The 25625-nt window shown below is 67.1% G+C and carries 24 protein-coding genes; 6 read left to right on the top strand and 18 right to left on the bottom strand.

Annotation, left to right across the window (positions count from 1 at the left end):
• Nucleotides 1-112 precede the first annotated feature (112 nt).
• Complete coding sequence (locus tag A8G15_RS31660; RefSeq protein WP_342671543.1) at nt 113-502, top strand: anti-sigma factor antagonist; 390 nt, start codon at nt 113-115, stop codon at nt 500-502.
• Between the two features lie 32 nt (nt 503-534).
• Nucleotides 535-978 (top strand): ATP-binding protein, encoded by a 444-nt coding sequence (locus tag A8G15_RS03850; protein ID WP_169833854.1) that lies wholly within the window; start codon nt 535-537, stop codon nt 976-978.
• 129 nt (nt 979-1107) lie between these two features.
• Here the strand turns inward: A8G15_RS03850 and A8G15_RS03845 are convergent, their stop codons facing one another.
• The 12 genes from A8G15_RS03845 to A8G15_RS03800 all read right to left on the bottom strand — a co-directional run bounded on the left by A8G15_RS03845 (nt 1108) and on the right by A8G15_RS03800 (nt 13752).
• Nucleotides 1108-1548, bottom strand: a complete 441-nt coding sequence (locus tag A8G15_RS03845; protein ID WP_068155484.1) for a response regulator — start codon at nt 1546-1548, stop codon at nt 1108-1110.
• Entirely contained in the window at nt 1545-3176 is a 1632-nt protein-coding gene (locus A8G15_RS03840; protein WP_068155482.1) for a sensor histidine kinase, read from the bottom strand. The genes A8G15_RS03845 and A8G15_RS03840 overlap by 4 nt, the downstream gene beginning before the upstream one ends.
• 32 nt (nt 3177-3208) lie before the next feature.
• A complete protein-coding gene (locus A8G15_RS03835; protein WP_068155480.1) occupies nt 3209-4417 on the bottom strand; it encodes a PP2C family protein-serine/threonine phosphatase in 1209 nt (402 codons plus the stop codon).
• Nucleotides 4418-5168: 751 nt separating this feature from the next.
• Complete coding sequence (locus A8G15_RS30410; RefSeq protein ID WP_156665241.1) at nt 5169-5582, bottom strand: hypothetical protein; 414 nt, start codon at nt 5580-5582, stop codon at nt 5169-5171.
• Between the two features lie 224 nt (nt 5583-5806).
• Entirely contained in the window at nt 5807-5950 is a 144-nt protein-coding gene (locus A8G15_RS31030) for a hypothetical protein (protein ID WP_169833853.1), read from the bottom strand.
• 4 nt (nt 5951-5954) lie between these two features.
• The gene (locus A8G15_RS03830; RefSeq protein ID WP_245687694.1) at nt 5955-7034 is read right to left on the bottom strand and encodes an alpha/beta hydrolase; all 1080 of its coding nucleotides are present in this window, start codon (nt 7032-7034) and stop codon (nt 5955-5957) included.
• 86 nt (nt 7035-7120) lie between these two features.
• Nucleotides 7121-7540, bottom strand: coding sequence for a DUF7144 family membrane protein (locus A8G15_RS03825; RefSeq protein WP_068155680.1), 420 nt, complete (start codon nt 7538-7540; stop codon nt 7121-7123).
• Between the two features lie 116 nt (nt 7541-7656).
• The gene (locus tag A8G15_RS03820; protein WP_068155478.1) at nt 7657-9402 is read right to left on the bottom strand and encodes a cholesterol oxidase substrate-binding domain-containing protein; all 1746 of its coding nucleotides are present in this window, start codon (nt 9400-9402) and stop codon (nt 7657-7659) included.
• Nucleotides 9403-9446: 44 nt separating this feature from the next.
• A complete protein-coding gene (locus A8G15_RS03815; RefSeq protein WP_068155476.1) occupies nt 9447-10307 on the bottom strand; it encodes a MaoC/PaaZ C-terminal domain-containing protein in 861 nt (286 codons plus the stop codon).
• Nucleotides 10308-10380: 73 nt separating this feature from the next.
• On the bottom strand, nt 10381-12093 hold the full coding sequence (kstD, locus tag A8G15_RS03810) for a 3-oxosteroid 1-dehydrogenase (protein ID WP_211270109.1): 1713 nt from the start codon (nt 12091-12093) through the stop codon (nt 10381-10383).
• Between the two features lie 172 nt (nt 12094-12265).
• Nucleotides 12266-12604 (bottom strand): hypothetical protein, encoded by a 339-nt coding sequence (locus A8G15_RS03805; protein ID WP_068155472.1) that lies wholly within the window; start codon nt 12602-12604, stop codon nt 12266-12268.
• A 2-nt stretch (nt 12605-12606) separates the two neighbouring features.
• On the bottom strand, nt 12607-13752 hold the full coding sequence (locus tag A8G15_RS03800; protein ID WP_068155470.1) for a 3-ketosteroid-9-alpha-monooxygenase, oxygenase component: 1146 nt from the start codon (nt 13750-13752) through the stop codon (nt 12607-12609).
• A gap of 189 nt (nt 13753-13941) precedes the next feature.
• Here A8G15_RS03800 and hsaA point away from each other — a divergent pair, with 189 nt between their 5' ends.
• From hsaA to hsaB, 4 genes are read left to right on the top strand one after another with little or no spacing between them, the layout of a single operon-like run.
• The gene (gene hsaA / locus A8G15_RS03795) at nt 13942-15117 is read left to right on the top strand and encodes a 3-hydroxy-9,10-secoandrosta-1,3,5(10)-triene-9,17-dione monooxygenase oxygenase subunit (protein ID WP_068155469.1); all 1176 of its coding nucleotides are present in this window, start codon (nt 13942-13944) and stop codon (nt 15115-15117) included.
• 10 nt (nt 15118-15127) lie between these two features.
• On the top strand, nt 15128-16003 hold the full coding sequence (gene hsaD, locus A8G15_RS03790) for a 4,5:9,10-diseco-3-hydroxy-5,9,17-trioxoandrosta-1(10),2-diene-4-oate hydrolase (RefSeq protein ID WP_068155467.1): 876 nt from the start codon (nt 15128-15130) through the stop codon (nt 16001-16003).
• Complete coding sequence (hsaC, locus tag A8G15_RS03785) at nt 16003-16902, top strand: iron-dependent extradiol dioxygenase HsaC (protein ID WP_068155465.1); 900 nt, start codon at nt 16003-16005, stop codon at nt 16900-16902. The genes hsaD and hsaC overlap by 1 nt, the downstream gene beginning before the upstream one ends.
• Nucleotides 16902-17486 carry a 3-hydroxy-9,10-secoandrosta-1,3,5(10)-triene-9,17-dione monooxygenase reductase subunit gene (gene hsaB / locus A8G15_RS03780; protein WP_068155463.1) on the top strand — a complete coding sequence of 195 codons (585 nt, stop codon included), beginning with the start codon at nt 16902-16904 and terminating at the stop codon, nt 17484-17486. Before hsaC ends, hsaB begins: the two co-directional genes overlap by 1 nt.
• Before the next feature lie 161 nt (nt 17487-17647).
• On the opposite strand, the gene argJ is transcribed toward hsaB, so the two are convergent.
• The 6 genes from argJ to A8G15_RS03750 all read right to left on the bottom strand — a co-directional run bounded on the left by argJ (nt 17648) and on the right by A8G15_RS03750 (nt 25600).
• A complete protein-coding gene (gene argJ / locus A8G15_RS03775) occupies nt 17648-18796 on the bottom strand; it encodes a bifunctional glutamate N-acetyltransferase/amino-acid acetyltransferase ArgJ (protein ID WP_068155461.1) in 1149 nt (382 codons plus the stop codon).
• A 227-nt stretch (nt 18797-19023) separates the two neighbouring features.
• Nucleotides 19024-19773, bottom strand: coding sequence for an acetoacetate decarboxylase family protein (locus A8G15_RS03770; protein WP_068155458.1), 750 nt, complete (start codon nt 19771-19773; stop codon nt 19024-19026).
• A gap of 88 nt (nt 19774-19861) precedes the next feature.
• On the bottom strand, nt 19862-20734 hold the full coding sequence (locus A8G15_RS03765) for an aldo/keto reductase (protein ID WP_068155456.1): 873 nt from the start codon (nt 20732-20734) through the stop codon (nt 19862-19864).
• Nucleotides 20731-23925: a helicase HerA domain-containing protein gene (locus A8G15_RS03760; RefSeq protein ID WP_068155454.1), complete on the bottom strand. Its 3195-nt coding sequence runs from the start codon at nt 23923-23925 to the stop codon at nt 20731-20733. The genes A8G15_RS03765 and A8G15_RS03760 overlap by 4 nt, the downstream gene beginning before the upstream one ends.
• Nucleotides 23922-24560: a hypothetical protein gene (locus A8G15_RS03755; protein WP_156665240.1), complete on the bottom strand. Its 639-nt coding sequence runs from the start codon at nt 24558-24560 to the stop codon at nt 23922-23924. Before A8G15_RS03755 ends, A8G15_RS03760 begins: the two co-directional genes overlap by 4 nt.
• Nucleotides 24557-25600, bottom strand: coding sequence for a DUF559 domain-containing protein (locus A8G15_RS03750; RefSeq protein WP_068155450.1), 1044 nt, complete (start codon nt 25598-25600; stop codon nt 24557-24559). The genes A8G15_RS03755 and A8G15_RS03750 overlap by 4 nt, the downstream gene beginning before the upstream one ends.
• Nucleotides 25601-25625 lie beyond the last annotated feature (25 nt).

The raw sequence follows: 25625 nt of genomic DNA, 5'->3' as shown, positions 1-25625 counted from the left end.
GGCGCAGATCACGAGCGCGGCGGGGATTTTCCGTAGCGAGGGGCACAGCCGTACACGGTCGTGGAGCCTGGCGGTATACAGCAGAGGGAGCGATGAGGTGGGCGTACTACACGTGCAGCCGGCAGTGGTGGATCGCGAGTGCACGACCACGCAAGCGTCCGGTTCCCACCTGAGGATCGGAATCGAGGTGACCGACAAAGTGGCCATGCTGCGTGCATCCGGCGACATCGACGTGGTCACCGCCCTGGCATTCGAACACAAGATCCTCGATCTGACCGAACAGCACCGGACCTGCACTGTGCTGGTCGATCTGCTCGGGGTTCAGTTCCTGTCCTCGGCGGCACTGGCGGTGTTGATGCGCACCGCCGAGGACCTCGAAGGTCGTTGCCGGTTTCTGATCGTTGCCGAGGGGCCGGTCACCGTCCGCCCCATGAGGCTGGTGGGACTGAGCGAGGCACTCGAGATCCACCCGACCGTCGAAGCGGCTCTGTCGACGGTATGAGCGAAGAACGACAGACTACGACGCCGTTGACCGTGAACACCACGAAAGATCACACCTGCCACCGCCTCACACTCGACGCGGCCCCGGCCGACATGCACGTACTCGGCACCATCCGCACCCAGCTGACCCAGTTCACCCATGCCATCGGGCTTCCCGAGGAAACAGTCACCAATGTTTCGCTCGCGACCTACGAGGCGCTGGCCAACGTCGTCGAACACGCGTATCCGCCGGGGCAGGCGGGGACGTTCGATCTGCTCGCCGAGGCGCTCGCCGACGACGGTGTCCTGACCGTCGCGATCGTCGATCACGGGGCATGGAAGCCGCCGCCGGACACCAGTCGCAGCCGACGTGGTCGCGGCCTGCCGTTGATGCGTGCCTGCAGCGACGATTTCGAGATCTCGTCACTGACCGGAGGAGGCACCGAGATTCGACTGCGCTGGAACTTCGGGTCCGCCACGTGGCTGCCCGACCGATGACGTCAGTTTGATCCGGGATGCGCAACGTCTCTCAAAATCGGAGCCTCCCCGGTGCATATCTCCCGCCTGCTTGCCAGGACGCTGGCCGAGATGCGGTTCCACCGACGGCGCGTTCGGGGGCATCCGATCTCAGCGCCCGGGAAGGCGCACCACTTGGACGAAGAAGTTGTCGATCTGGCGGACAGCGGCGATGAACTGGTCCAGATCGACCGGTTTGGTGACGTAGGCGTTGGCGTGGAGCTTGTAACTGCGCAGGATGTCCTCCTCGGCGGCCGAGGTGGTGAGGATGACCACCGGAATGTCGGCCAGATCCGGATCGGACTTGATCTTCTCGAGAACCTGCCGTCCGTCGTACTTGGGCAGGTTCAGATCGAGCAGGATCAGGTCGGGACGGATGGCGTCGGTGAATTCGCCTCGCCGATACAGAAAATCCAGTGCCTGCTCCCCGTCGCGGACCACGTGCAAGGTGTTGCCGACCTTGTTGAACTCGAAGGCTTCCTGGGTCATCAGGACATCACCAGGATCGTCCTCCACGAGCAGGACGTCGATGGCGTGGGCGAGGGGGTTCATGGGCGGGTTCCTTCGGTAGTGACGGTGGCGACGGGGTCGGTGGCGATGGGGTCCTCACCGGCGACCGGCAGGGTCAAGCAGAAACGGGCACCGATGTAGGAGGTGGTGTCGAGCGCGATGGTCCCGCCGTGGTACTCGACGATCTTCTTGCACAGCGCCAGTCCGATCCCGGTTCCGGAATATTCCTCGCGGGCGTGCAGGCGCTGGAAGATGACGAAGATCTTCTCGGCGAACTCTTCGGGCACGCCGATGCCGTTGTCCTGGACGCACACCCGCCACATTCCGTCGGATTGCTCGGCGGTGATGGTGACTTTCGGTGTGGTGTCGGGGCGGGTGAACTTGAGGGCGTTTCCGATGAGGTTCTGCCAGAGCATCGTCAGCAGCGTGGGGTCGCCGTCGATCTCCGGTAGATGATCGGGCCGGTCGATGAGGGCACCGGTGTCCTCGATGACGGACCCGAGATTGGCCACGGCCTTGTCCAGTGGCCTGTCCAGCGCGATCTTCTCGAAGCCGCTCCCGACCCGTCCGACACGGGAGAACGCCAGTAGGTCGTTGATCAGTGTCTGCATCCGGCGGGCACCATCGACGGCGAACTCGATGTACTGGCGGCCGCGGTCGTCGAGCGCGTCCCCGTAGCGTTTTTCGAGCAACTGGCAGAACGAGGCCACCTTGCGCAGCGGCTCTTGCAGGTCGTGGGAGGCGACATAGGCGAACTGTTCGAGATCGGCGTTCGATCGGCGTAGTTCCACCGTCTGGGCATCGAGTTGGCGGGTTTGGTCCTCGAGCTGCCGTTGCCGGTCGCGGACCACATCGAGTTCGGTGACGATGCGCCGGCGCATTCCCTCGATGTCGGTGGCGAGCGACCGGATGTCGGCGGGGCCCCGGCCGGCGTCGACCCGGTGGTCGAAGTCGCCGTCTGCGACCATACGCGAGGAGGAGGACAGTCGGGCCAGAGGGTTGGTCACCGCGACACGGACGAGCACGGCGAACACCCCTGCCGCGAGAACCAGTACCGTCGCGAGGGCCGTGAAGACGATGTTGCGAATGGTGCGCATGCGGTCGATGTGGGCGCGGCCCTCGTCGACCACCTCGGTCAGATGCTGATTCTGTTGGTCGAAGTGCACGCGTGCCTGGTCGAACAGGTCTCGGCCCCGGTCGTAGAACTGCTGGTCGTCGGGGAAGGCCGCTCGTCCCGGCATGGCGACGAGGGGGTCGGCGAAAACCGACTGCCAGTCCCGTGCCGCCTGTTCGACGGTGTCGAGATCGGCGAGCAGTTCGGGGTGGTCGGCGAGCAGGTGTCGCATCCGGGCTGCGCTCTGCTGCTCGGCCTGCAGGCCTTCCTGGTAGGGGGCGAGGAAGGTGGCATCGCCGGTCAGGGCGTATCCGCGCACCCCGGTCTCCTGGTTCACCAACGCCGATTGGAGCTGGTAGGCCGCCGCTCTGGCGGGCATGATGCGGTCGATGAGGTCGTTGGTGACTTGCGCGCTGGTGGCGAAGACGGTGGCGCCGACCACCGAGCCGGTGACCACCAGCAGCGTCATGATCACCAGGATCAGGTTGAACCATCCTTGCAGGGTCAATCTCGTGTCACGGGGCGCGGCCGCCCGAGTGTCGGGTCCGGGTTCCATTCGGGTTCCTGATGTTGTGGTTGTGGAAGCGCTCATGCAGGTGTCTCGGTGTCGTCCCACTGCAGATGCAGGACCGCGACGTCGTCGCTCAGGCCCCCGTAGGGTGCTGTGAGAGTCTCGACGCGGGCGATCACGGTGTCGACGAATTCGTCTCCGCCGCAGTCGATATCGCAGGAACGCGCGTAGCCGAGGAGGCCTTCTTCCCCCAGCCGGTCCTGCTCGCCGATCCGTGCTTCGAACAGCCCGTCGGTGAACAGCACCAGCGCGCTGTTGTCGTCGATCTCGAGGGTGGTCTTCTGCCAGGCGCCCGCCCTGTTGCGCAAACCCAGTGCCGGCCCGCCGGGGCACTCGACCCACTGCACCCCGGTGGGGGTGCGCAGCAGGAAACCGGGGTGTCCTGCCCGGACCACCTCGATGGTGCGGTGGTCGGCGGCCAGGACGATGCTGGTCACGGTGGCGAAGATGTGGGATCGGGGTCGTTCGGCGATCAGGACCTGTTCCAGGGTCCTCATCGCTGCTGGTGCATCGACACCGCTGAGAACCAGTGTGCGCCAGGATATGCGCAGGGCAACGCCGAGTGCGGCCTCGTCGGCGCCGTGCCCGCAGACATCGCCGATCAGCACGTGCACGGTGCCGTCGTCGCGTTCGACGACGTCGTAGAAGTCGCCGCCGAGCAGACCTGCGTCCCGGCCCGGCCGGTAGCGGGTCACCACCTTCAGTTTCTCGGTTCGCAACAGGGGGACGGGAAGCAGCCCGCGTTCGAGTCGGGCGTTCTCCTGGGAGCGTTGTTCGCTCACCTGCAGTGCGGCCGCGGTTCGTGCGGCGTTCTGGCGTTCGATCGCGTAGCGCACCGACCGGGTGAGCAGGGCGGTGTCGACGACGCCTTTGACCAGATAGTCCTGGGCTCCTTCGGCGACGGCGGTCAGGCCGGCCTGTTCCTCGGCCAGGCCGGTCATCACGATCACCGGCACATCCGATGCGTGGCGCTCGATGATGCCCAGAGCGTCGAGGCCGCGAGAGTCGGGCAGGTTCAGATCCAGCACGATGCAGTCAGGGCGGGCCGCGGTGGCGAGCCGGTTGCGTGCCTCGTCGAGAGTTCGCACCCAGGTGATGTGGAAGTCGATGGTCGCCTCGGCGGCCATCTCCTCGACGAGCAGGGCATCGCCGGGGTCGTCCTCGATCAGTAGCAGAGACACCCCGGCTGTTCCGGTCCGGCCGAAGCCTTCATCAGGGTCTGCCACATGATCCTCCTACGTTTGTGAGGGTGATCTTCCGGCATGCCGAGGTTGTGTTGACAATCGGGGTCTCGCAGTCCACTGGGACCCGCACTTCCACGCCCGGGGGTGGGCGGAAGGACAGCAGATTCTTGTCGCGGGCGAGGGGACTGCTGCGGTGCGACGAGAGCCCGGATCGACCCGAGCAGGTCTGCTGCCTCGCCGTTCACGGCTGCGCTGAGGGGCAGGTCTTCACCCGCCTCCGGGGATGGGTGCCGCTTCGATCACCGTGCCTGCCGGGGCCGGGTCGTAGAGTCGAACAAGCCCGGAGCGGGTGTTCGGCAGATCAGCAAGCACCGTGATGAGAAACCATGCCCGAGCCTCGTCGGCGCAGAGGTCGGCGCAGAGATAGGCAGGTTTCCTCGTTGCTCCTGACCGGGGTCAGCTGCTGCAGTGTTGCGAAGGTCTCGTGGGGTCCGCGGGGGGATCGCTCGACCGGGAAATGCCCGGAACAGCGGGCGGATGCGCCGGAAATCGGTTGTGTCAGGTTTCCCGAAGGGTTCCGCATGGGTTCGTCTCGGCCACTGCGGTTTCGATGGGCCGGGGCGTGAGGCGGCCGGGAGCAGGCGGCGTGAATGGCACTTGCTCCCGGGGCCCTTCACAGGATCCATGCGATGCAGGTCGAACCCGTCAGACCTCCCGTGTGAAGGCGGTGCCACCGGCTGCGCTTCTGAACCGGTCGCACCTGACCGGGCTGTCCTCCGGAAAGACGGTCCGGCTACAGGTGGTGATACCCGTTGTACGCATCGGCAATCACGACCCGCCGAGTTGGTATCGCCTCACCGTCACGCTGGCGGCTCTCCCTCGCGACGCAGACGATGTTGCCCGTCAATGCGAGGATCGGTTCCCATCCGCCTGCTGCGGTGGCCGGCCGCGAAGTAGATGGTCGAACGCGCTGCGCAGCTCGCCAGGGATCTGAAGGCTGGTCCGCATCGCCCCGATCGGATGCTCGCGACAGTGCGAAGCTTGGTGTTGGTTTCTTGGGAACGCCACACCAGCACCTCGAAAGCCTGGTCGCTCGGGACACGTCCGACCATTGCCACCGTTGCCCGGCGACAAAGAACCGCAAGCTGCCCACCTTGACGTTCTTGCCGGGCAGCAGCACCCGGTCCAGGTCGAGCTCGTCGTTCACGAAATCGAGTATGGCAAGTGGATGCGGCCAGCCGTGAAAGGTGGCCGTTCCCAGCTCAGGAGCGGATGCCGGCTGCCCCCCCACGGGTGAACGATCATGGTGTAGCGGTTGTGTGTCGACACGACGCGGCGTGTGGGCACGATCACCCCGGTGGATCCATGGACGGCGCGTCCCTACGAGAATCGAGGGTGTCCGGCATTCGAGGCTTCCCACCGAACGGGTGCTTATGTGTCCTGATCGAGAATCGCAGCGAGCACATCGGCCGGGACAGGATCGGACGGCACGGCCGGCCACACCGATCCCGAAACCGGATGCTCGCCGGAGTCGCTGCCGCAGCCCGCGAGCGCGACGGTGGCCACCGGGAACACCGGATCAGCGTCCGTGACCGCCGGCCCATTCGGTCAGTGCAGCGGAGAACTCTGTCGACATCGGGAGCGGCACGAGAGTATCGAGAGTGCTCGGCGGTACCGGTCCGAGTTCCTTCAGCAGGTGGCTGGCGGTGCCGAACCGGTGGAAATCCACGGACGTGTGTGCGAGTGCGTCGCGCAGTGGCCCGACCTGGGCGCAGGAGACGTTGAGGTCCTTGTCCGAGCAGGTCAGCAGTACCGAGGTCGACTCGGGCAGTCCGGCCGCGAGAAGGCTCGGGTCCAGTGCGTCCGCTTCGGACAGGAACTTCGCATTCGCGGCGTTGAGCCCGAGTTGCGCGAGCATCGGGTGCACATCGGACGGAACGGTACCGGTGGCGCGCAGGGACTCGACGGTGCGCTCGAGATCGGCTCGTACGGTGTCGGCCTCACCCGGTGGCATCTGTCCGCTCGCCGTGGCGCCGTCCAATTGCACCGAGATCTGGGCGCGCAGCAGGTCCAGGTACCGCATCGGCAGCGGCTGGAGCAGCCCGATACCTGTCGGCGTGACACCCCGGTCCGCCAATGCCAGCGCGGTGAGCGCGCCTTCGCTGTGGCCGAGCACCAGCAGCCCATCCGGGCCGACCCCGGTGCGGTCGCGCAGGAGGGCGGCGGCCGCGACGGCATGGTCGACCTGATCGGCGAAACCGTAGCCCGCGACGGCTTCCGGTGCGAGACCGCCGAGACCGGTCGCGCCGCTGCCGAACTTGTCGAAGCGCAGGCTGGGGATGCCGTGGTCGGCCAGGATGTTCGCGATTCGGATCAGCGTGTCGGCGGAGATGCCCGGCTGGTTGCCGTTGCGGTCGGTCGGGCCACTGCCGGGCAGTAGCAGTGCCGCGGTACCGGTGACGGGGTGTTGCGGTGTCCGCAGGCTGCCGAAGAAGGTGAGACCGTCCGATTCGAACGTGACCTCGGTGTCGACTCCGATCGGCGCGATCAGCGAACCGGTGTCCGGCGCGGCGGTCGCCGTCACGGGAACCGCCGCAGCACCCAGCGACGCAGCGACGGGGACGAACGCACAGACCAGCCACCGCTTCGTGTTTCGCATGGGTAAGGACCCTAGCAGCGGCGGAACACGGCAGACGGAACCGACCGCGGCAGGTGGGTCGCCTGCCGCGGTCGGGATGTTCTCACTCAGTAGGTGATGCGATCCGGCTGCCAGGTGGACACCGCCCAGATGACGACGATGTCGAGCGCGATGATCAGCACCGACCACCACGGGTAGTACGGCAACCACATGAAGTTCACCAGAATCGACAGCGCCGCCAGGATGATCGCGCCGATCCTGGCCCACGTGGCACCCGTCAACAGGACGAGGCCGACGACGACGATCACCACTCCGAACACGATGTGGATCCAGCCCCACGTCGTGAAATCGAACTTGAACGTGTACTCCACGCCCACCACGAACAGCTCGTTCTCGGCGACCGCGGCGATGCCCTGCAGGAACTGCAGGATGCCGACGGTGATGAGAATGACGGCTGCCGCAAGGGACGTGCCTGCGGCAACCTTCTGCTTGGTGTTTCCCCGATCGACGGTCACATCATCGGACACGACGGTCACCTTCCAGTCGGAAATGCCCCCACCCGGAACGCCATTTTGCGCGCCGGGTCCGTCGTCGTGGTGTCGTTTCCGGGAACTTCACCCGATCCGGGTGACCCACCGTGTGTTCAGGGCAGCAGACGGTCCAGGAAGCTGTTGCTGAACACCCGATGCGGATCGAGACGGTTGAACACCTGCCGGGCCGAATCCCAGTTCTCGTCCGCCGGGACACCCTGCCGGTAGGTGTCGGGAAGCGCGCCGGCGAGAATCGAGTCGTCCGTGTAGGGAAGGTCGGGGCCGAACGCCCAGCCCTTCGACCATTCGGGCCGGAACGTGGAATCGCCACCGGCGAACCGTTGCCGCATCCACTGTTCCATCTCCCGGTAGAACGCGAACATGCCGGGAGTTCCCGGGACACCGAGCACGTTCAGCCAGATCGCAGTGTCCCACTCGGGATGGTCGGGGCGGGGGCGCATCGCCGAGATCGTGGGCGGACCGGCCGAGGGGACGCGCACGTCGCCGGGTTGATCGAGACCGCAGCAACGGATCTCGACGGGACCGTTGAGCGGGTACTGGCCCAGCGAACGGTAGTGTTCGATCCGTTCGTGGAACCAGTGGGTGAAGTCGTGGATCACGTTGGCGATGTTCGCCCGGCTGGTGAGTACCGCGCCGCCACCCTCGGTCAGGCGAAGTGTGGTGGCCTTGATGTAGAACTGCAGGTCCTTCGACCAGCCCCAGATGTCGCTCGAGTTCGTCGCGGCGAGCCCGGCGACCGTCACACCGTAATATGTCTGGCCGAATGCCGGTGCGATGGAGGTGTTTCCGGCCGTGATCTGACCGAGAAGATCGGTGATCGGCTCGGGGACGTTGTCGGAGAACGGGTAGTTGTAGGGTCCGGTGACCTCGCGGGATGCGGCCGGTTTCTCCGGTGCGATCGACCACACCTTCATCCACGGCTTGTCCGTGAACGGATACCAGATGGCCTCGGCGCGTCCGTCCGAACGCACGAACGATTCGAACGTACGGCCGCTCGCACCGGCCGGTGCGAACAACTCCCGCCAGTCGATGTCGGTGTAACTGCGGCACCGCATCCGCGCGTTCGGCCCGGCCTGCATCGTCACCGAGGTGACGAACGTGCGGCCGAGGTTGGTGAGCAGCGCGGTGATGTCGGAGTCGGAGCGGCGGAAGGTGCGCAGACCGTATTCGCTGCCCGTCCACACCACCGCGGTCATCTCCGTGACCAGGTTGCTCAGCGAGCCGAACGTGTTGCCCGGCACCGGATCCTCACCGTCGGCGGGCAGCGCCGCACCGTGCGCGTCGACGGCGAGCGATCCGGCGATCGAGAGGACACCGGGCGCGGGAAGATTCGCCCATCCCAGCCCGTGTTCCTGGAGTGCGGTGGTGATCGCGTCGAGAGTGGCCCCCGCGCCCGCGGTCACCGTGGCGGGATCGCCGCCCGGTTGCACGCTCACCCCCGCCAGATGAGTCATCGTGTCCGCGAGGATCACCCGGTCCACCGAAGCGCCGTTGACGACGGTCAGCGGGGTCCAGCCGTGCATGGCACCGCGCGGCCGGATGGTGTAACCGTTCGCGTGTGCCCAGTTCGCCAGGCGCACCACGTCGTCCGCGCTCGTCGGCGTGCAGGTCCACACCGCGTCGAGCATGATTTCCTTGGACCAGTTCTGATACGCCTGCTGGAACAGCGCGATGCCCTCGGGGAACTGCGGGGGTGCGGGCAGCGTCGCGCCCGACGATCCGAACGGGAGGGCGTGGGCCGGGGACCATCCGCCCAATGCGGTGGCAGCGAGTACGCCCGCCCCGGCGGCGAGGAATCCCCGCCGGGACAGACGCAGTGAGTCGTCACGAATCGTCATGCAGGATCTACTTTCTCGTTGGGAAAAGGAGATCGAAAAGGAAGTTATGCGATGGTGAGCACCACGTCGGCGAGAGCGGGGGCGAGGTCGCGTTCGACGACCACGGCGGTCATCAGCAGCCGATCGCTCTCGCGCCAGATCCGGACGCGCAGCGTCTCGCCGGGGAAGACCACGCCGGCGAACCGGGCGCGGAAACCCTTCACGCGTGCCGCGTCACCGTCGAGGACCGCGTCGGTCGCGGCCTTGCAGACGGTCCCGTAGGTGCACAGGCCGTGCAGGATCGGGGCGGGGAATCCGGCGCCCTTCGCGAACTCCGGATCCGAGTGCAACGGGTTGCGGTCGCCGCAGAGGCGATACAGCAGGGCCTGCTGCGGCAGCGTGGGAACGTCCACCTCGACGTCCGGCTCCCGGTCGGGGTACTCGACGGACTCGGACGGGCCGCGCTCGCCGCCGAAACCGCCCTCGCCGCGCGCGAAGATCGACGACCGGGCTGTCCACAACGGGTTGCCGTCGGGGTCGACGGTGGTCGACTCCTGGACGATCACCGCGGCCTTACCTTTGTCCCACACCTCGGCGATGCGAGTGGTCGTGCGGCCTTTGCCGTCCGCGGGGATCGGCGCGTGCACGACGACCTCCTGGCTGCCGTGCACGACCTTGGCCAGGTCGATCTCGACGCCGGGGAACGACACCTTCGGCGGTTCGATCGCATGGAAGGTCGCGGCGACGGTCGCGAACGTCGGCAACACCTGGGAGTCGCCGTCGCGCAGGTAACGCAGTTCGGCGGGGTCGGTCGGACGCGAGCCGGCGCCGAGGCCGAGGTGGTACAGCTGCACCTCGCTGCTCGTCCAGGAGAAATCCTGGGAGGGCAGTTCGGCACCGATCGCGACGGAGGGGTCGATGGGCACGCGGGATCCTTTCTGACCGGCCGCTCCCGGGGAGCGGCCACGCTGGGCGGGACCGTCCGGTCCCGGCCGCAGACTAGTGCTGCTCGGCCGCCTCGACGGCGGATTCTCCCGTTGACCGGGCTTCCCGGCCCAGGATGTCGAGAACCGCCAGGTAGGCGAATGTCATCGCGGGGCCGATGGTCGCGCCGGGACCGGCGTAGGTGTGGCCCATGACCGGGGAGCTGACGTTGCCGGCCGCGTACAGACCCTCGATGACGGTTCCGTCCTCGCGCAGCACGCGGGCGTCGACGTCGGTGACGAGTCCGCCCTTGGTGCCGAGGTCGCCGGGCACCACCTTGAATGCGTAGAAAGGAGCCTTGCCGATGACGCCCAGGCTCGGGTTCGGCTTGTTCAGCGGATCGCCGTAGTAGTGGTCGTACCGCGATTCGCCGCGGCCGAAATCCTCGTCCTTGCCGCTGCGGGCGAAACCGTTGAACCGTTCGACGGTCTCGGTGAGGGTGGCGGCGGGGACACCGATCTTCTCGGCGAGTTCGCCGATGGACCCGGCCTTCACCAGCACACCGGCCTCGAGCCAGCGCCGGGGGAACGGGGTGCGCGGGGTGATGCCGGCGAAGGTGTAGCGGTCGCGGTAGCGCTGGTCGAGGATCAGCCACGCCGGGATGTTCTCGCCCGGACCGTCGCCGCGGCCGTGGGGGCCGCCGTACATCGCGTGCGTCGCCTCGACGTACGGGGCGGACTCGTTGGCGAATCGCTTGCCGGAGTCGTTGACCATGATGCAGCCGGGCAGGCTGCGCTCGGACAGCGCGAACCACGGGCCGCCGGTCAGCGGGAAGGACGGACCCCACCAGGCGTCGTCCATGAAGTCCACAGCGCCCCCGGCGGCCTGGCCGGCGCGGATGCCGTCGCCGGTGTTGGCCTTGGCGCCGACCGTCCATGCCGTGCCGATCGGCGCGCGCTGGTACTGCTTGCGCATCTCGTCGTTGTGCTCGAAGCCGCCGCTGGCGAGGACGACGCCCTTGCGGGCGCGGATGATCTGCTCGGTACCGTCCGAGACGACCTTGACGCCGCGTACGACGCCGTCCTCGACGACGAGATCGGTCAGGGCGGTGTTCAGCAGCAGCGGCACGTTCGCGTCGCGGAGGCCGATGCGCAGCCCGGCCATGAGCGCCTGGCCGCGCACGAGCAGGTGCTTCTTGGTGAGATTGGCCCACACGAAACGCGCGCCGACCCTCGCGGCGCGCAGCGGTCCGCGCGGATTGCGTATCAGCAGGTTCAGCCACTTGTAGTCGGCCTGGGTGATGACGAAGTTCTTCGGGGCCCGCGCGTAGTCGGGTTCGAGCGTGGCCAGGTCCGCGCCGAGGCGGCGACCGTCGAACGGGCTCGGCTCGACCGAGCGGCCGCCCGCGCGGCCGCCCGGAGCCTCGGGGTAGTAGTCGGAGTAGCCGGGGACCCACTGCAGTTCGAGGGCGCTGTGCTTCTGGACGAAGGACAGCATCTCGGGGCCGCGGTCGATGTAGGTGTCGATCTTCTCGGCGGGCACCACGTCGCCGATGATGCTGTGCAGGTAGGTGCGCGCGGCGTCGGGGGTGTCGTCGACACCGGCGGTCTTCAGTGCATCGTTGTTCGGGATCCACACGCCGCCGCCGGAGCGGGCGCTCGAGCCGCCGTAGCAGGCGGCCTTCTCGATCACGACGACACTCGCGCCCTTGTTGGCGGCGGTGATGGCGGCGGTCATTCCGCCGGCACCGCTGCCGACGACGACGATGTCGTACTCCTGCATGCTCATGTAGAACACGTTATAGAATTGGTTCTGCCGAGTCCATCCCTTCCGGTGAAATTGTCTGGACGGGACGGTGAATCGCGTACTCCGTGCGACTCGATACACGTTCCACAAATGGGTGATGGGAACCTTCGGCCGGTCAGACCGACCGAAGGTTCCCATCACCGTGGGGCGCAGGCTATCTGGGGACGTCGAGCGAACCGTCGAGCACCGCCTGCTCGATGCTGGCCCGCAGGTTTGGGCAGCCCTCGCGCGGGGCGTTGGCGCGGTCGGTGTCCCGGAACACGGGGCACGTCACGTTCGGATCGCTCTGCCACTGCACGCTCGTCTGGCGGAAGCTGTTCTTGCGCACCAGGACACATGTGCCGCAGTTGTGGCATTCGACCTCGCTCAGGCCCGAATCCAGATAGTTGATCTTGTCGATGGCGGTCTGGGCGGCGATCGCCTCGACCCGGTCCGGCTGGTCCGCGAAACTCGGAGACTTGGCCCACGTGCTGCGTCGGGTCGAGGCGCTCATCGTCAGACCTCCGCGTCCTGCTTCTTCTCGGCCTCGGCGGCCTTGCGGGCCATGTTCTCGGCGACCTCCGCCTCCCAGGCCTCGTTGGCCTTGGCGGTGTCGACCTCGAACTCGAAGCGCTGGGTCATCTTGTCGGTGACGTCGGCGACGTCGACGTAGAACTGCTCGTACCAGCGGCGCAGCTGGTAGACCGGCCCGTCCTCCTCGCACAGGAGCGGATTCTCGATCTTGGTCTTGTTCTTCCAGATCTCGACGTCCTGCAGGAAGCCCTCACCGATGCCCTCGGTGAACTTGGCCGCCATCTTGTCCGACTGCTCGTCGGTCATCCCCGTCGGCTTCTTGACGATGATGCCGTACTGCAGCATGAACGAGTCCTGCGTGATGGGGTAGTGGCAGTTGATCAGCACCGACTCGACCTTGTAGCCGCCGTAGCTGTTGGTCATCGGGTTGATCATGTAGGACGGCCCGTAGTACGCCGCGTACGACTCGAGGGTCGACTCCAGCCCGTACTGCGTGGACATCCCCTTGTCCGGGCGGCCCCGGGTGTTGAGGAACTGCTCGGCGACGTGTCCTTCGAAGACGTTCTTGAAGAACGTCGGGAAGGCGTAGTGGATGTAGAAGAAGTGCGCCATGTCGACGACGTTGTCGATGATCTCGCGGCAGTTGGACCCCTCGATGAGGATCTGGTTCCAGGTCCAGTCGGTCCACTCGTCGGTGCCGTAGTGCTCGATGTCCGGGAGCGTGACCTCCGGCGGCGGCGGGTTGCCCTCGGGGTCGTTCCAGACGAAGAGCTGGCCGTGCTTCTCGGTGCTGATCCACGCCCGGGTGCGTGCGAGCGGCGGAACGCGGCGGGCGTAGGGAATGTCGGCGCACTTCCCGGTGCCGCTCCAGCGCCAGTCGTGGAACGGGCACGCGATGTCGTCACCCTTGACCTCGCCCTGTGACAGGTCGCCGCCCATGTGACGGCAGTAGGCGTCGAGGATCTTGATGTCGCCGTTGGTGTCGGCCCAGACCACGAGCTTGGTGCCGAACGCATGGACGGAGTGGGGCTTGCCGTCCTTGAACGTCTTGGTCAGGCCGAGGCAGTGCCAGCCTCGCGCGTACCGCGTCCGAGCTTCTCCGACGTCGATCTCGCGAATCGGTGCCATGTCCCCTCACTTCCCTTCGGATTTCTACTAGAACACGTTATAGAAGTTCGTGGGGATCCGGAAGTGATCGGAGACTTTGGTCCCTACGAAAACGCGCCGACCAGCAGCGAGGGCCCGCCCTCGACAGAAATAAGAACGTGTTCTAGTCTCGAAACAAGCGATCAATTCCGGAGCAGACGGGAGCGTCCAGTGGGCGACCACGACAGCCACGAGGTACTGCAGCGCATCGACGCGCTGCTCCCTTCCTTTCGGGACCGTGCGCAGGAGACCGAGGACCTACGCCGCATCCCCGACGACTCGATCAAGGCGCTTCAGGAGGCCGGATTCTTCAAGCTCGTCCAGCCGTCCCAGTGGGGTGGATTCGAGTGCGATCCGGTGACTTTCTACACCGCCGTCCGCAACATCGCGAGCGCATGCGGCTCGACCGGATGGGTCGCCGGCATCCTCGGCATCCACAACTGGCACCTCGCGCTGTTCTCCCAGCAGGCCCAGGAGGACGTGTGGGGTGCGGACACCGACGTGCGCATCTCCTCGTCGTACGCCCCGATGGGTGCCGGTGAGGTCGTCGACGGCGGATACAAGGTCAACGGCGCCTGGGCATGGTCGTCCGGCTCCGATCACGCGACCTGGGTCGTCGTCGGCGGCCCCGTCATCAAGGACGGACGCCCGGTCGACTTCGGCAGCTTCCTCATCCCGCGCTCGGAGTACGAGATCGACGACGTGTGGAACGTCGTGGGCCTGCGCGGCACCGGCTCGAACACGGTCGTCGTCAAGGACGTGTTCGTCCCGCGTCACCGCTTCCTCAGCTTCAAGACCATGAACGATCTGGCTTCGCCGGGACTCGAACTCAACACCGCGCCCGTCTACAAGATGCCGTGGGGCACCATCCACCCGACGACGATCTCCACTCCGATCGTCGGAATGGCCTACGGCGCCTACGACGCTCACGTCGAACATCAGGGTAGGCGCGTACGCGCCGCCTACGCCGGGGAGAAGGCGAAGGACGACCCGTTCGCCAAGATCCGCGTCGCCGAGGCCGCCAGCGACATCGACGCCGCATGGCGTCAGCTCTCGGGCAACGTCGCCGACGAGTACGCATGCCTGTTGGCCGGCAAGGACGTTCCGATCGAGATGCGCCTGCGCGCCCGCCGCGACCAGGTCCGCGCCACCGGCCGCGCGATCGCGTCGATCGACCGGCTCTTCGAGAACTCCGGCGCCACCGCTCTCGCGAACGGCACACCGATCCAGCGGTTCTGGCGCGACGCCCATGCCGGTCGCGTGCACGCGGCGAACGACGCCGAGCGCGCGTACGTCATGTTCGGTGGCGCCGAATTCGGTCTGCCGCTCACGGACACGATGGTCTAGGGGGCGATCGATGACGACGACGGAAGAACTCACCTACGAATCCACGTCCCGTTTCGCGCAGGTCCGCCCGGACCTGAAGCTCCACTACCATGAGGCCGGTGTCGGCAACGGCCCGACGATCGTGCTGCTGCACGGCGGCGGGCCGGGTGCCTCCTCCTGGTCGAACTTCTCCAAGAACATCCCGGTCCTCGCTCAGCGGTTCCACGTGCTCGCGGTGGACCAGCCCGGGTACGGCAAGTCCGACAAGCCCACCGAGCACCCGCAGTACTTCGTGCACAGCTCGTCGGCGCTCAACGATCTGCTCGACACGCTCGGCGTCACCGAACGCGTTCATCTGCTGGGCAATTCGCTCGGCGGCGGTGCTGCGGTGCGTTTCGCGCTCGACTACCCGGACCGCGCAGGCCGGCTCGTGCTCATGGGCCCGGGCGGTCTGAGCGTCAACCTGTTCGCGCCGGATCCGACCGAGGGTGTGAAGAACCTCGGCAAGTTCAACTACGCGCCGACCCGCGAGAGCCTCGAGGCGTTCCTCCGGATCATGGTCTTCGACCAGTCGCTGATCACCCCCGAACTCATCGAGGAGCGATTCGCTGCGGCGAGCACCCCCGAGTCCCTCGCCGCGGCGAAGGCCATGGGCAAGTCCTTCTCCAGCGGAGAGTTCGAGAAGGGCATGCTCTGGCGCGACGCGTACAAACTGCGGCAGCGTGTGCTGCTCATCTGGGGTCGTGAGGATCGGGTCAACCCGCTCGACGGCGCGCTCGTCGCGCTGAAGATGATCCCCCGGGCGCAGCTGCACGTGTTCGGCGGCTGCGGTCACTGGGCGCAGCTCGAGAAATTCGACGAGTTCAACCGGCTGGCAACCGATTTCCTGCTCGAGGGAGGCAAGTGATGGGCATCAGGTCCCTGGGCTACATGCGTATCGAGGCCACCGACATGGCGGCCTGGCGCGACTACGGCCTCAAGGTGCTCGGCATGGTCGAGGGCAAGGGCACGAACCCCGACGCGCTGTACCTGCGGATGGACGACTTCCCGGCTCGCCTGGTGATCGTGCCCGGTGAGAAGGACCGCCTGCTCGTCTCCGGCTGGGAGACCGCCACCGCCGCCGAGCTTCAGGAGGTCCGGGACAACCTGTCCGCCGCCGGAGTGCCGTTCAAGGAGGGCACCGCCGAACAGCTGGCCGATCGTCGCGTCGTCGAACTGATCACGTTCGAGGACGTCTCCGGCAACATCCTCGAGGTGTTCCACGGTGTCGCGCTCGAACACCGCCGCGTCGTGAGCCCGTACGGCCACCGGTTCGTCACCGGCGAGCAGGGCCTGGGACACGTGGTGCTCACCACCAACGACGACGAGGCGTCCCTGCGCTTCTACCGGGACGTGCTCGGATTCAAACTGCGCGACTCGATGCGGCTGCCCCCGCAGGCCGTCGGCCGTCCCGCCGACGGCGAACCCGCATGGCTCCGCTTCCTCGGATGCAATCCGCGGCACCACAGCCTCGCGTTCCTGCCGTTCCCGAACCCGACCGGCATCGTGCACCTGATGATCGAAGTGGAGAACTCCGACGACGTCGGCCTCTGCCTGGACCGCGCACTGCGTAAGAAGGTCAAGATGTCCGCGACGCTCGGCAGGCACGTCAACGACAAGATGCTGTCCTTCTACATGAAGACTCCGGGCGGCTTCGACATCGAATTCGGTTGCGAGGGACTCGAAGTCGAGGACGACACATGGATCGCGCGTGAAAGCACGGCGGTCAGCCTGTGGGGCCACGACTTCACGGTGGGATTCAAGTAATGACCGGCAGCGAATCCGGCACCGGCGCGGGCCTGGACCCGCGCCGGTTCCGCAACGTCCTCGGGCAGTTCTGCACCGGCGTCACCATCATCACCACCGTCGACGACGGCTCTCCGGTCGGGTTCGCGTGTCAGTCATTCGCGGCGCTGTCGCTCGAACCGCCGCTGGTGCTGTTCTGCCCCACCAAGGCGTCGAGGTCGTGGGCGGCGATCGAACGGTCCGGACGGTTCTGCGTCAACGTCCTCGCTGAGGAACAACAGGACACGTGCGCACGCTTCGGATCCCGCGAACCCGACAAGTTCGCGGGCATCGACTGGACGCCGTCGCCGTTGGGGTCGCCGATCCTCACCGGCTCGCTGGCCCACATCGACTGCACCGTCGAATCGGTGCACGACGGCGGCGACCACTGGGTGGTGTTCGGTCGTGTCGACTCGCTCAGCGAGGCACGCGACGACAAGGAACGCCCGCTGCTGTTCTACCGCGGTCAGTACACCGGCATCGAACCGGAGAAGACGGTGCCTGCGCCGTGGCGCGACGACCTCGAGGCGTTCCTCACCACCGCATCCGAGGACACCTGGCTCTAGATCCACCCCTGGCGTTCCTCGTCGTCCCTGCCCTTTCCCCTTCGGCCCCTACCCTTTCCGAGCGAATGGTACGTTCGCTCGATTGAAGGAGACGAACGGTACATTCGCTCGGGAAAAGCGGTTGTCTCCCCCGCTCCCATCTGCGGTCGGGGACGGGGCGGCTACGTGGTGTAGTCCGCGTTGATGCGGATGTAGCCCTCGGTGAGATCGCAGCCGTACGCGGTGAACTCGCCGGTGGCGATGCCCAGATCCACCTCGATGACCACCTCGTCACCCCCGAGGTACTCCTGGAGTGCGGCAAGGCGTTCGGGTGAGGCCGGGACCGGATATGTTTCGAGCCCCCCGAACGCGATCCGCACGTTCTCCTCGAGAATGTCGGTTTCGGATTCGCACTTGCCCACGGCCATCGCCACCCGGCCCCAGTTCGGGTCGGCGCCGTGCACAGCCGTCTTGACGAGCGGTGAGTTCACGATCGCCTTGGCGACGAGCTTGGCCTGTGCGTCGTCGCGGGCACCGGTGACCCGGACCTCGATGAGTTTGCTCGCGCCCTCACCGTCGGAGGCGATCATCCGCACGAGCTCGGTGCACACCTCCAGCAGGGCCGCCTCGAACGCGGCGAGGTCGACGGGACCGGCTGCCCCGGAAGCGAACACAGCAGCGGTATCCGATGTCGAGGTGTCGGAATCGACGCTGACCGCGTTGTAGGTGCGAGCGACCACCGCGCGGAAGATCCGGTCGAGGTCGTCCGCGTCGATCTGCGCGTCGGTCGCGATGAACGACAACATCGTTGCCATGTTCGGCTCCATCATGCCGACACCCTTGGCCACGCCGACCACCGTGGCGTTCCCGACCGTGCGGAACGCACACTTGGATCGCGTGTCCGTCGTCATGATCGACTCGGCGACCGCACCGAGGTCGGCGGGCCCGGGTGCGGGCAGAGCGTCCATTCCGGCGAGCATGCGTTCCATCGGGTACAGCACGCCGATGACACCGGTCGAGGCGACGAGCACCTGCTCGTCCGGGCAGCCGAGGCGGTCTGCCGCCCAGGCCCGGAGCTGCCGGGCATCCGCGAGCCCCTGCTCTCCGGTGGCGACATTCGCATTGCCCGACACGACGACGACTCCGCGCAGCGCCGACAGATCGACCTCGCGGTCGAGTCGCACGCTCGGCCCGGCGAACCGGGACCGGGTGAACACCGCCGCGGAGGCGGACTCGGGGGTGTTCACGCCGAGGAGCGCGAAGTCGGGATGGTCCTGCTTGACACCGATGCTTCCGGTGAGCGAGGTGAAGCCGTGGACGGCGGGGATCATGCGTGGTCCTTTCGGGCGAGTGTCACACTCACTCTGCCGAACGGACGACGGAACCCGGAACGGCGGGGTCGGAATCCGCGGCTGCGCGAAATGCGCCGTTCACCGTCGCAGGAACCCCTGGTCGGCCTCGCCCTTTCTCCGAGCGAACGGTACGTTCGATCGGTTGAAGGAGACGAGGGATACATTCGCTCGGGAAAAGCAGGGCGAGCTCGGGAAAAGCAGGGCGGTCAGCGTGCCGGAACCCCGACGGCGTTCCCGAACGTCATCGCCAGGTTCCCGATCGACGACGACACCAGGGCGCGTTTGGGTAGACCCAGCGACCGCAGTTCGCCGGCGATCGGGTGCGTCCCCAGTCGTAGCTGCGCACCGCCGATCCGGGAACGCATCCCGGTCGGGTTCATGTCCCAGCTCGTCCGGCGGGTCACCGCGTCCAGGGACGAGTACGCCGCCACGGAAGCGGTCGCACCCGAACCGGGAACCGAAATACCCGGTGCGACAATCAGTTCCGCGATGAGCTGGCCGCCTTCCGACACCGAAGCACGTCTGGTGGCGCTGCGGTGGTCGGTGTCGAAGTCGGCGAGGATCTTCGGGAAACCCCAGATGCCGCGCCCGGCTGCGAGGGTGAAGTCGCCGTCGACGGGCAGCCGGTGAATCAGTGCCCCCGCACCGCCCGAGCCGAGTTCCCGCAGATCCTGGAACACCGTTCCGCCGCGCCGGTTGTGGTCGCGGACGAGGAAGCACACCCCGAACTCGTTGTACGGTCCGAGATCGCCGTCGATGTAGTCGACGAACACGAGCGTGCAGAGGCCGCGCCCCGGCCGGTACTGCAGGATCTCGAGGTCGCTGTCGGCGATCAGCGCCTGCGCGGGTCCGGTGGGTACCGAGTACATCGCCATGAAGGCGGTCGCGGTCCGGACCTGCACGGGCATCGCGACCTCCTTGCCGAGGACGTGATGTGTGCTCGCGGTGTCGCTCATGTCTGCCTTCCCGGAGGCTCGTGGAACGCTCGGATCAAGAATGAGAACGTGTTCCACTATTGGGTCCGGGGACGGCGAATGCAAGGCCCTACGGTGCGCCCAGGTTCATCTCGTCCGGGTGCATCCCCAGACGGTTCCCGTTCTCGAGGGTGTCGATCTCGCTCAGATCCAGATCCGAGAGCTCGAAGTCGAACACGTCGATGTTCTGCGTGATCCGGTCCTCGTGCACCGATTTCGGGATGACGATCAGCCCGTTCTGCAGGTGCCACCGGATCAGGACCTGCGCGGGCGACTTGCTGTGCCGGTCGGCGATGCGATCGATGATCGGGTCCGTGAGCAGGGTGTTCGGCTTCGACGCCCGGCCCCAGCCGGAACCGCTGGTGCCCCCGAGCGGGCTCCAGGACTCGACGGCGACGCCGAGCTCCGCCGCGCTCGCGCGGATATCGGCCTGCGGCAGATTCGGATGCAGTTCGACCTGGTCCACGGCGGGGAGCAGTCCGCCGCGATCGGCCAGCAGTTTCAGATGCCGCGGCTCGAAGTTGCAGACCCCGACGGCCTTCGCCTTCCCCGACGACGCGATCTCCTCCATCGCATCCCACGTGCGCAGAAGGCGCTGGTCGTCGAGTAACGGCCAGTGCACGAGGTACAGATCGACGTAGTCGAGGCCGAGCCGCGCCAGGCTCGCGTCGAACGCGGCCAGCGCCGGCCCGTATCCGTGGTCGGCGTTCCACAGCTTGGTGGTGACGAACAGGTCCTCGCGGGGGACCGACGACGCCGCGATGCCGCGCCCGACGCCCGCCTCGTTGCCGTATGCTGCGGCGGTGTCGATGTGGCGGTAGCCGGCCTCGTCGATCGCGAATCGCACAACGTGCTCGGTCTGCTCGTCCGTGGCCTGCCAGACTCCCAGACCGAGCTGCGGGATGGTCGTTCCGTTGTTCAGCGTGATCGAGGCAGCGCTCATCGTTCCAGGCTAACCAATCCTCCCCCAGCCGCAGCGAGTTCGAGTACCTCCTCTTCGGTCGGCGGACTCTTCGGGTGATGCGTCAGGCACAGCGGTGTGCGGGTCTTCCGGAACTCCGCTCCTTCGATCGCCGCATAGAAATGCCCGGCGGACAGTCGGCCGATGTCCGGCACCGTGCCACCCTTGACGCGCGCCATCTCCTGGGCCGCCTGGATCTGGGCGGGGCTGTTGAGCAGTCCGTAGAACTGTGTGGCGGCGTTGCCGGGGATCTTGTTGTTCAGGCCCTTGGGAGCCTGTGTCGCGAACACCAGGCCGAGCCCGTACTTGCGGGCCTGCGACGCCAGCGCCAACGTGCTCTGCGTGCATGCGGTGAATCCGCCCGACGGCGCGAAGTTCTGCGCTTCGTCCATGACGAACAGGGCGCCGAGCGGCCGGTCACCGGCAGGGTTCTTCTTGATCCACGCGAACAATGCCATCTGCAACTGGTTGACGAAGCCCTGTCGTTGGTCGTCCGACGGCAGCCCGGACAGGTTCACCACCGACACGCGAGCCCGGCGTCCGGGGGACGGGGTGAGCAACGTACCCGGATCGGCCGGTGCACCCTGCCCCCCGAAGAGCGGATCGTTGGCCATCGACGCCTTGAGATTCTCCGCGAGATCCGCGGCGATCTTCGTGGCGTTGCGCAGGTTGCTGATGTCCTCGGGTAGGTCCTCGAGGAGTGCGACGAACTGGTCCAGGTTGCCGTGCGGGCGTTCCCCGAAGTATTCGAGTGCCTGTTTGAGCACGGCACGGGCCTTGTCCGCGGTGGCGGACTTGCCGTCCACCTTCGCGCGCGGTGCCAGCGCTGCGACCGCGGATTCGACCGCGGCATCGAATTCGTCGGCGTCGTCCACGACGCTCGCGAAGTCCGGCAGAGGCTGGAATGCGAGCGGGCGACCGTTCTGCCGCCGTGGTGTCCACACGACCACCTCGGTGTGCTCGAGGTACTCGTCGGCCTTGGCCCTGTCTTCCTGGCTCCACGATCGCTCGCCGTCGGGCCACGGGCTGCCGAGCCGCGACAGGTCGTTGTTCGGATCCAGGATGATCGACGAAACACCCTGCAGTGCACATTCTTCGACGATCCGCCGGATGAGCACCGTCTTGCCGGACCCTGATCCGGCGAAGATCGCGGTGTGCTTGCGCAGCGCCTCGAGATCGACGTGCACCTGCTGCCCCGTGTCGACGGTGGTACCGAGCGGGATGGACGCTGTCCCGGGTGCCGTCCCGATCGTGCCCGGGTCGCGGGTCGCTTCCGCCGTTTCCTGTGTTGCGGTGGTGCCGGGCGGGGTGGTCGACTCTACGGCGGAATCTACTTCGGATTCCGGAGGGCCCGAGGGAATCCCGCCGTCGAGGATGCTGCCCAGCAGATCGGTCCCGTGCGCGGGGCGCCGGGATCGCAACCAGGCGTCGAGATTCTCCGGATTGTCGTCGAGCATCGTTCGCAGTGCGGCGAACGTGCGCACATCCTCCGACGAGAACGAGATCGTCCGTCCCCCGGCCCGCGTGAACTCGGCGACCGCCGCCTGGGTCTTCGCTCCCGCGGGCCACGGACTGTTGCGCAACACGATCAAGTGTCGGCCCGGAACTCCCGAGTTGAATCCGGCTGCAGTGCACGCCTTCTGGAGCCGGTTTGTCGACGCGACGGCGTTGGGGGCGGTGATCGCGCGGAACGCCCACTGTACGTGTGTCTCGGTCTCTTCGTCGAGGGTGCGGCGCAAGAGGGCGTGCAGGGCCGGTTTCGTTCCGGGCGGCACCTCCTGCTGGTAGACGTCACCGGGTGCGCCCGTCTCCCGGATCCATGCATCGAGACCCACCGCGAGAAGTCCGGGGACGACCAGGTCCTCGGCCGCAGGCTCGGACACGTCGTCGATCGTTGCCGCGCCGCGCAACTGGGCGAAACGCGCATCGAGTACCGCGAAGTCGCCGGTGGGTCGAATCGGGGCCACCGCCGAGTCGGCCCGGTCGTCGGCCCGTGCGGTCAGGGTGGTCATCTCCTGGACGGATCCGCGTTCGAGACACTGGCGAATGTGCCGGTCCACCAGTTGCAGCAGGCGACGAGGTGTGTAGTCGTGCGCGTCGGCGAAGGCGGGTTCGGCGATCGGCCAGGTCGGATACGGCGGAACGAAACCCACTGTGTCGTAGGCACGGTCGAGGCGCCGCCGGATCAGTTCACGCGCTACGTCCGGAGAGGGCAGTTGCGACAGCGCGCACACTCGGAAGCGGTCGCGGACCGTCACGGTCGCGGACCGGTCGATCACCTCCCATGCCGAGGGCAGGCACGAGAGAACGGGTACGGTGCGGCTGAGCGTTTCCCTCAACGACATCAGCCCATGGGCGACATCGTCGAACGCGGCGGCCCCGGACGGGCGTCCGGATGCGTCGGTCCCGCTGTGGCCCATCTGCGTGATCAGTGTGTCGATCTGGTCGATCGCCAGCACGGCAGGACCGGTCGCCGCGAGCAACCGTGACAGGTCACGCGCTATCTCCTGATGCGTCGAGACGACCGGGCCGATTCCCCATTTGGTGCGCTCGCCGGGATTCGTCTCGTCCGAACACAGCAGGTACGACTCGCCGATCTCCCGCAATTCGAGGCCCGCGGCATAGAGCACGAGTGCGCGGAGAGTGCGCCGGTATTTCTGCATGAGTGGTGGGTCCACGGCATACAGCCGCGTGACGAAGGTGTCGAGTGTCGTGCGGTCGACGGGAGAGTCGCCCACGATCGCCTTGCGCTGCACGCGCGATACCCCCGCGAGGTTCGCCAGACGCCACAGCAGCGCCCGCAACTGAGTGTCGTGCTCCGGCGCCGGCCGGCCCAGATCCTCGAGCATCCCGAACAACGTCGAACGCCAGAAGCTGGAGGCATCCAGCAGTTTCAGCAGGAAGAAGTAACCACCCTGCTGCTGCACACGTTCCCGGATGAAACCGAGAAGGTGCGTCTTGCCCGCGCCCGCCTGGCCCTGGACGACGACGCCGAGCGGGTTCGTCCCGTCGCTGTTCCGCGCGTCGGTGAAGGCATCGAGCACGGCGGTGAGTGCGGCGTCGTGCAAGCCCGGTACGTGCAGCGGTTGCTGCGCCTCCCACACGTCGTCGGGCGTCGGTGCCCAGGTCAGACGGACGGATGCCAGGGCCCGGAGCTGTTCGTCGACGGTCATCGTTCCTCGATCGCAAGCAGGTGGTTGTCCACATCCCCGACCACGACAGCCGCGGCGCGGTCGTCGTCGGTGAGTGCCTTCTGGTTCGCCTCGGGCGTCAAGTGCACGTCGGGCAAGCGGTTCATCCGGACCAGTTCGCGGTCCACGTCGGCGGTGGTTGCTCCGATCAGCGCCGGGCGCAGCCTCGTGAGGCTCACCCACGCCCCGGGACGGCGGGCGAGGTTCCGGTACGCGGCGCGGATCCGGTCCTCGAGTGGGGCGGGAGCGTCCACGGACACATCGACTTCGGTGACCGGCGTGAAGACCTCGTACAACTGCAGATCGGCGCGGTCGAAGTGGCGTCCGAGCGCGCGGAGCAGCGTGTACACGGTGCGGACCGGGGGCGCGACGCGAGGCGGCGTCTCGGCGCCGAATTCCTGGCGGCACCGGGCCCAGCCCGCGTCGGTGAGTTCGTGTGCGTAGGGGCGGACCGAGGTATCGGTGGAGACAAGACCCAGCCTGTTCAGCTTGCGGCGGCTCTCGGCACGCAGCTCCGGACCGAGCGCCTTCAGGTCCGTGCTGGTGACGGGCCGCGCCTCGGCGAGCAGTGTCAGCAGGATCAGTGTCTCGCTGGGAGTCAGATTGTCGGCGCTCACTGGGGTCTGCTTTCCGGAGTCGGGACGAGGTTGCGGGTACTGACGCATCGGGCGATCTTCTCGACGACGGATGCGACGTCGTGGCGGACGTGTTCGTTGGTGAACCGCAGCACGGCGTATCCGGCGAGTTGCAGGTCGACGTCCCGTTGCCGGTCGGCGGCGAACTTCGCGGGCCTGCGGTGTTCCGGTCCGTCGATCTCGACAACACATCGGGCGGCCGGAAACAGTACGTCGACGCGGATCGGGGCGTCGAGCGGGCCACGCGACCACGTCGTGTTCCACCGGCGGTCGTGTGCCCAGTCGCACCCGGCCAGGGCCGATTCGAGCAGCTTCTCGGTGTCGCTTCCGGGATGCGGGACCCCCTGGAGCGCAGGGACACGCAACCGGGGCAGCGGAGATGTGTCGGCCGCGGGGGATGGCGCGGTCCCGATGTGGACGACGGGGAACCGATCGATCACGGGGATCGGGTCGCCGGTCAGCCAGATGCCGAAGCGTCCGCGCTCGGCCAGCCATTCGCACGCGGTGGCGAACATGTGTTGTTCCGGGACGGACATGGGTTCCGCGGTGACGACGAGCACGGCACGGTCGCGGGTGTAGCTCGCGGCGAGGACCCGGGCGATCCCGGCCGCACGGACCTCGACCGCGTGCCGGCCCGGAGCAATCGGGACGCCGTGCAGGGCCGCCTCGGCGAGGTCGGCCAGGAACGGGCCGAAGTGTGGGCCGGCCGCCGCCACGTCGAGGGCGAACGCACGGACGGCCGCGGTGTCGAGGCGGCTGCGGCCGCCGATCGCGTGGGCACCCGGCAGCCACGAGTGCAGAAGTACGCGAGCAGCGCTTTCGCAGTCGTCGAGGATCCGGGTGACGAGGTCCGAAGCGCTCGGGACCGTTTCGACGTGATAGGTCGATACCGCGGGAGCGCCGGGTGGGAGAGGATCGAGTGCGTCGGCGACGGTGGCACTGTCGACGCCACGCAGATGAACGACACGATCGGTCGGAAGATCGACGAGCGTGCCGGGTACGAGAGATTCGGCTGGGATCATCGGTGCCCGGCGTCCCCACCGCGCC

The sequence above is a fragment of the Rhodococcus phenolicus genome, assembly GCF_001646785.1.
GTDB classification, from domain to species: domain Bacteria; phylum Actinomycetota; class Actinomycetes; order Mycobacteriales; family Mycobacteriaceae; genus Rhodococcus; species Rhodococcus phenolicus.
This window is presented reverse-complemented; position numbering and strand designations above follow the sequence as displayed.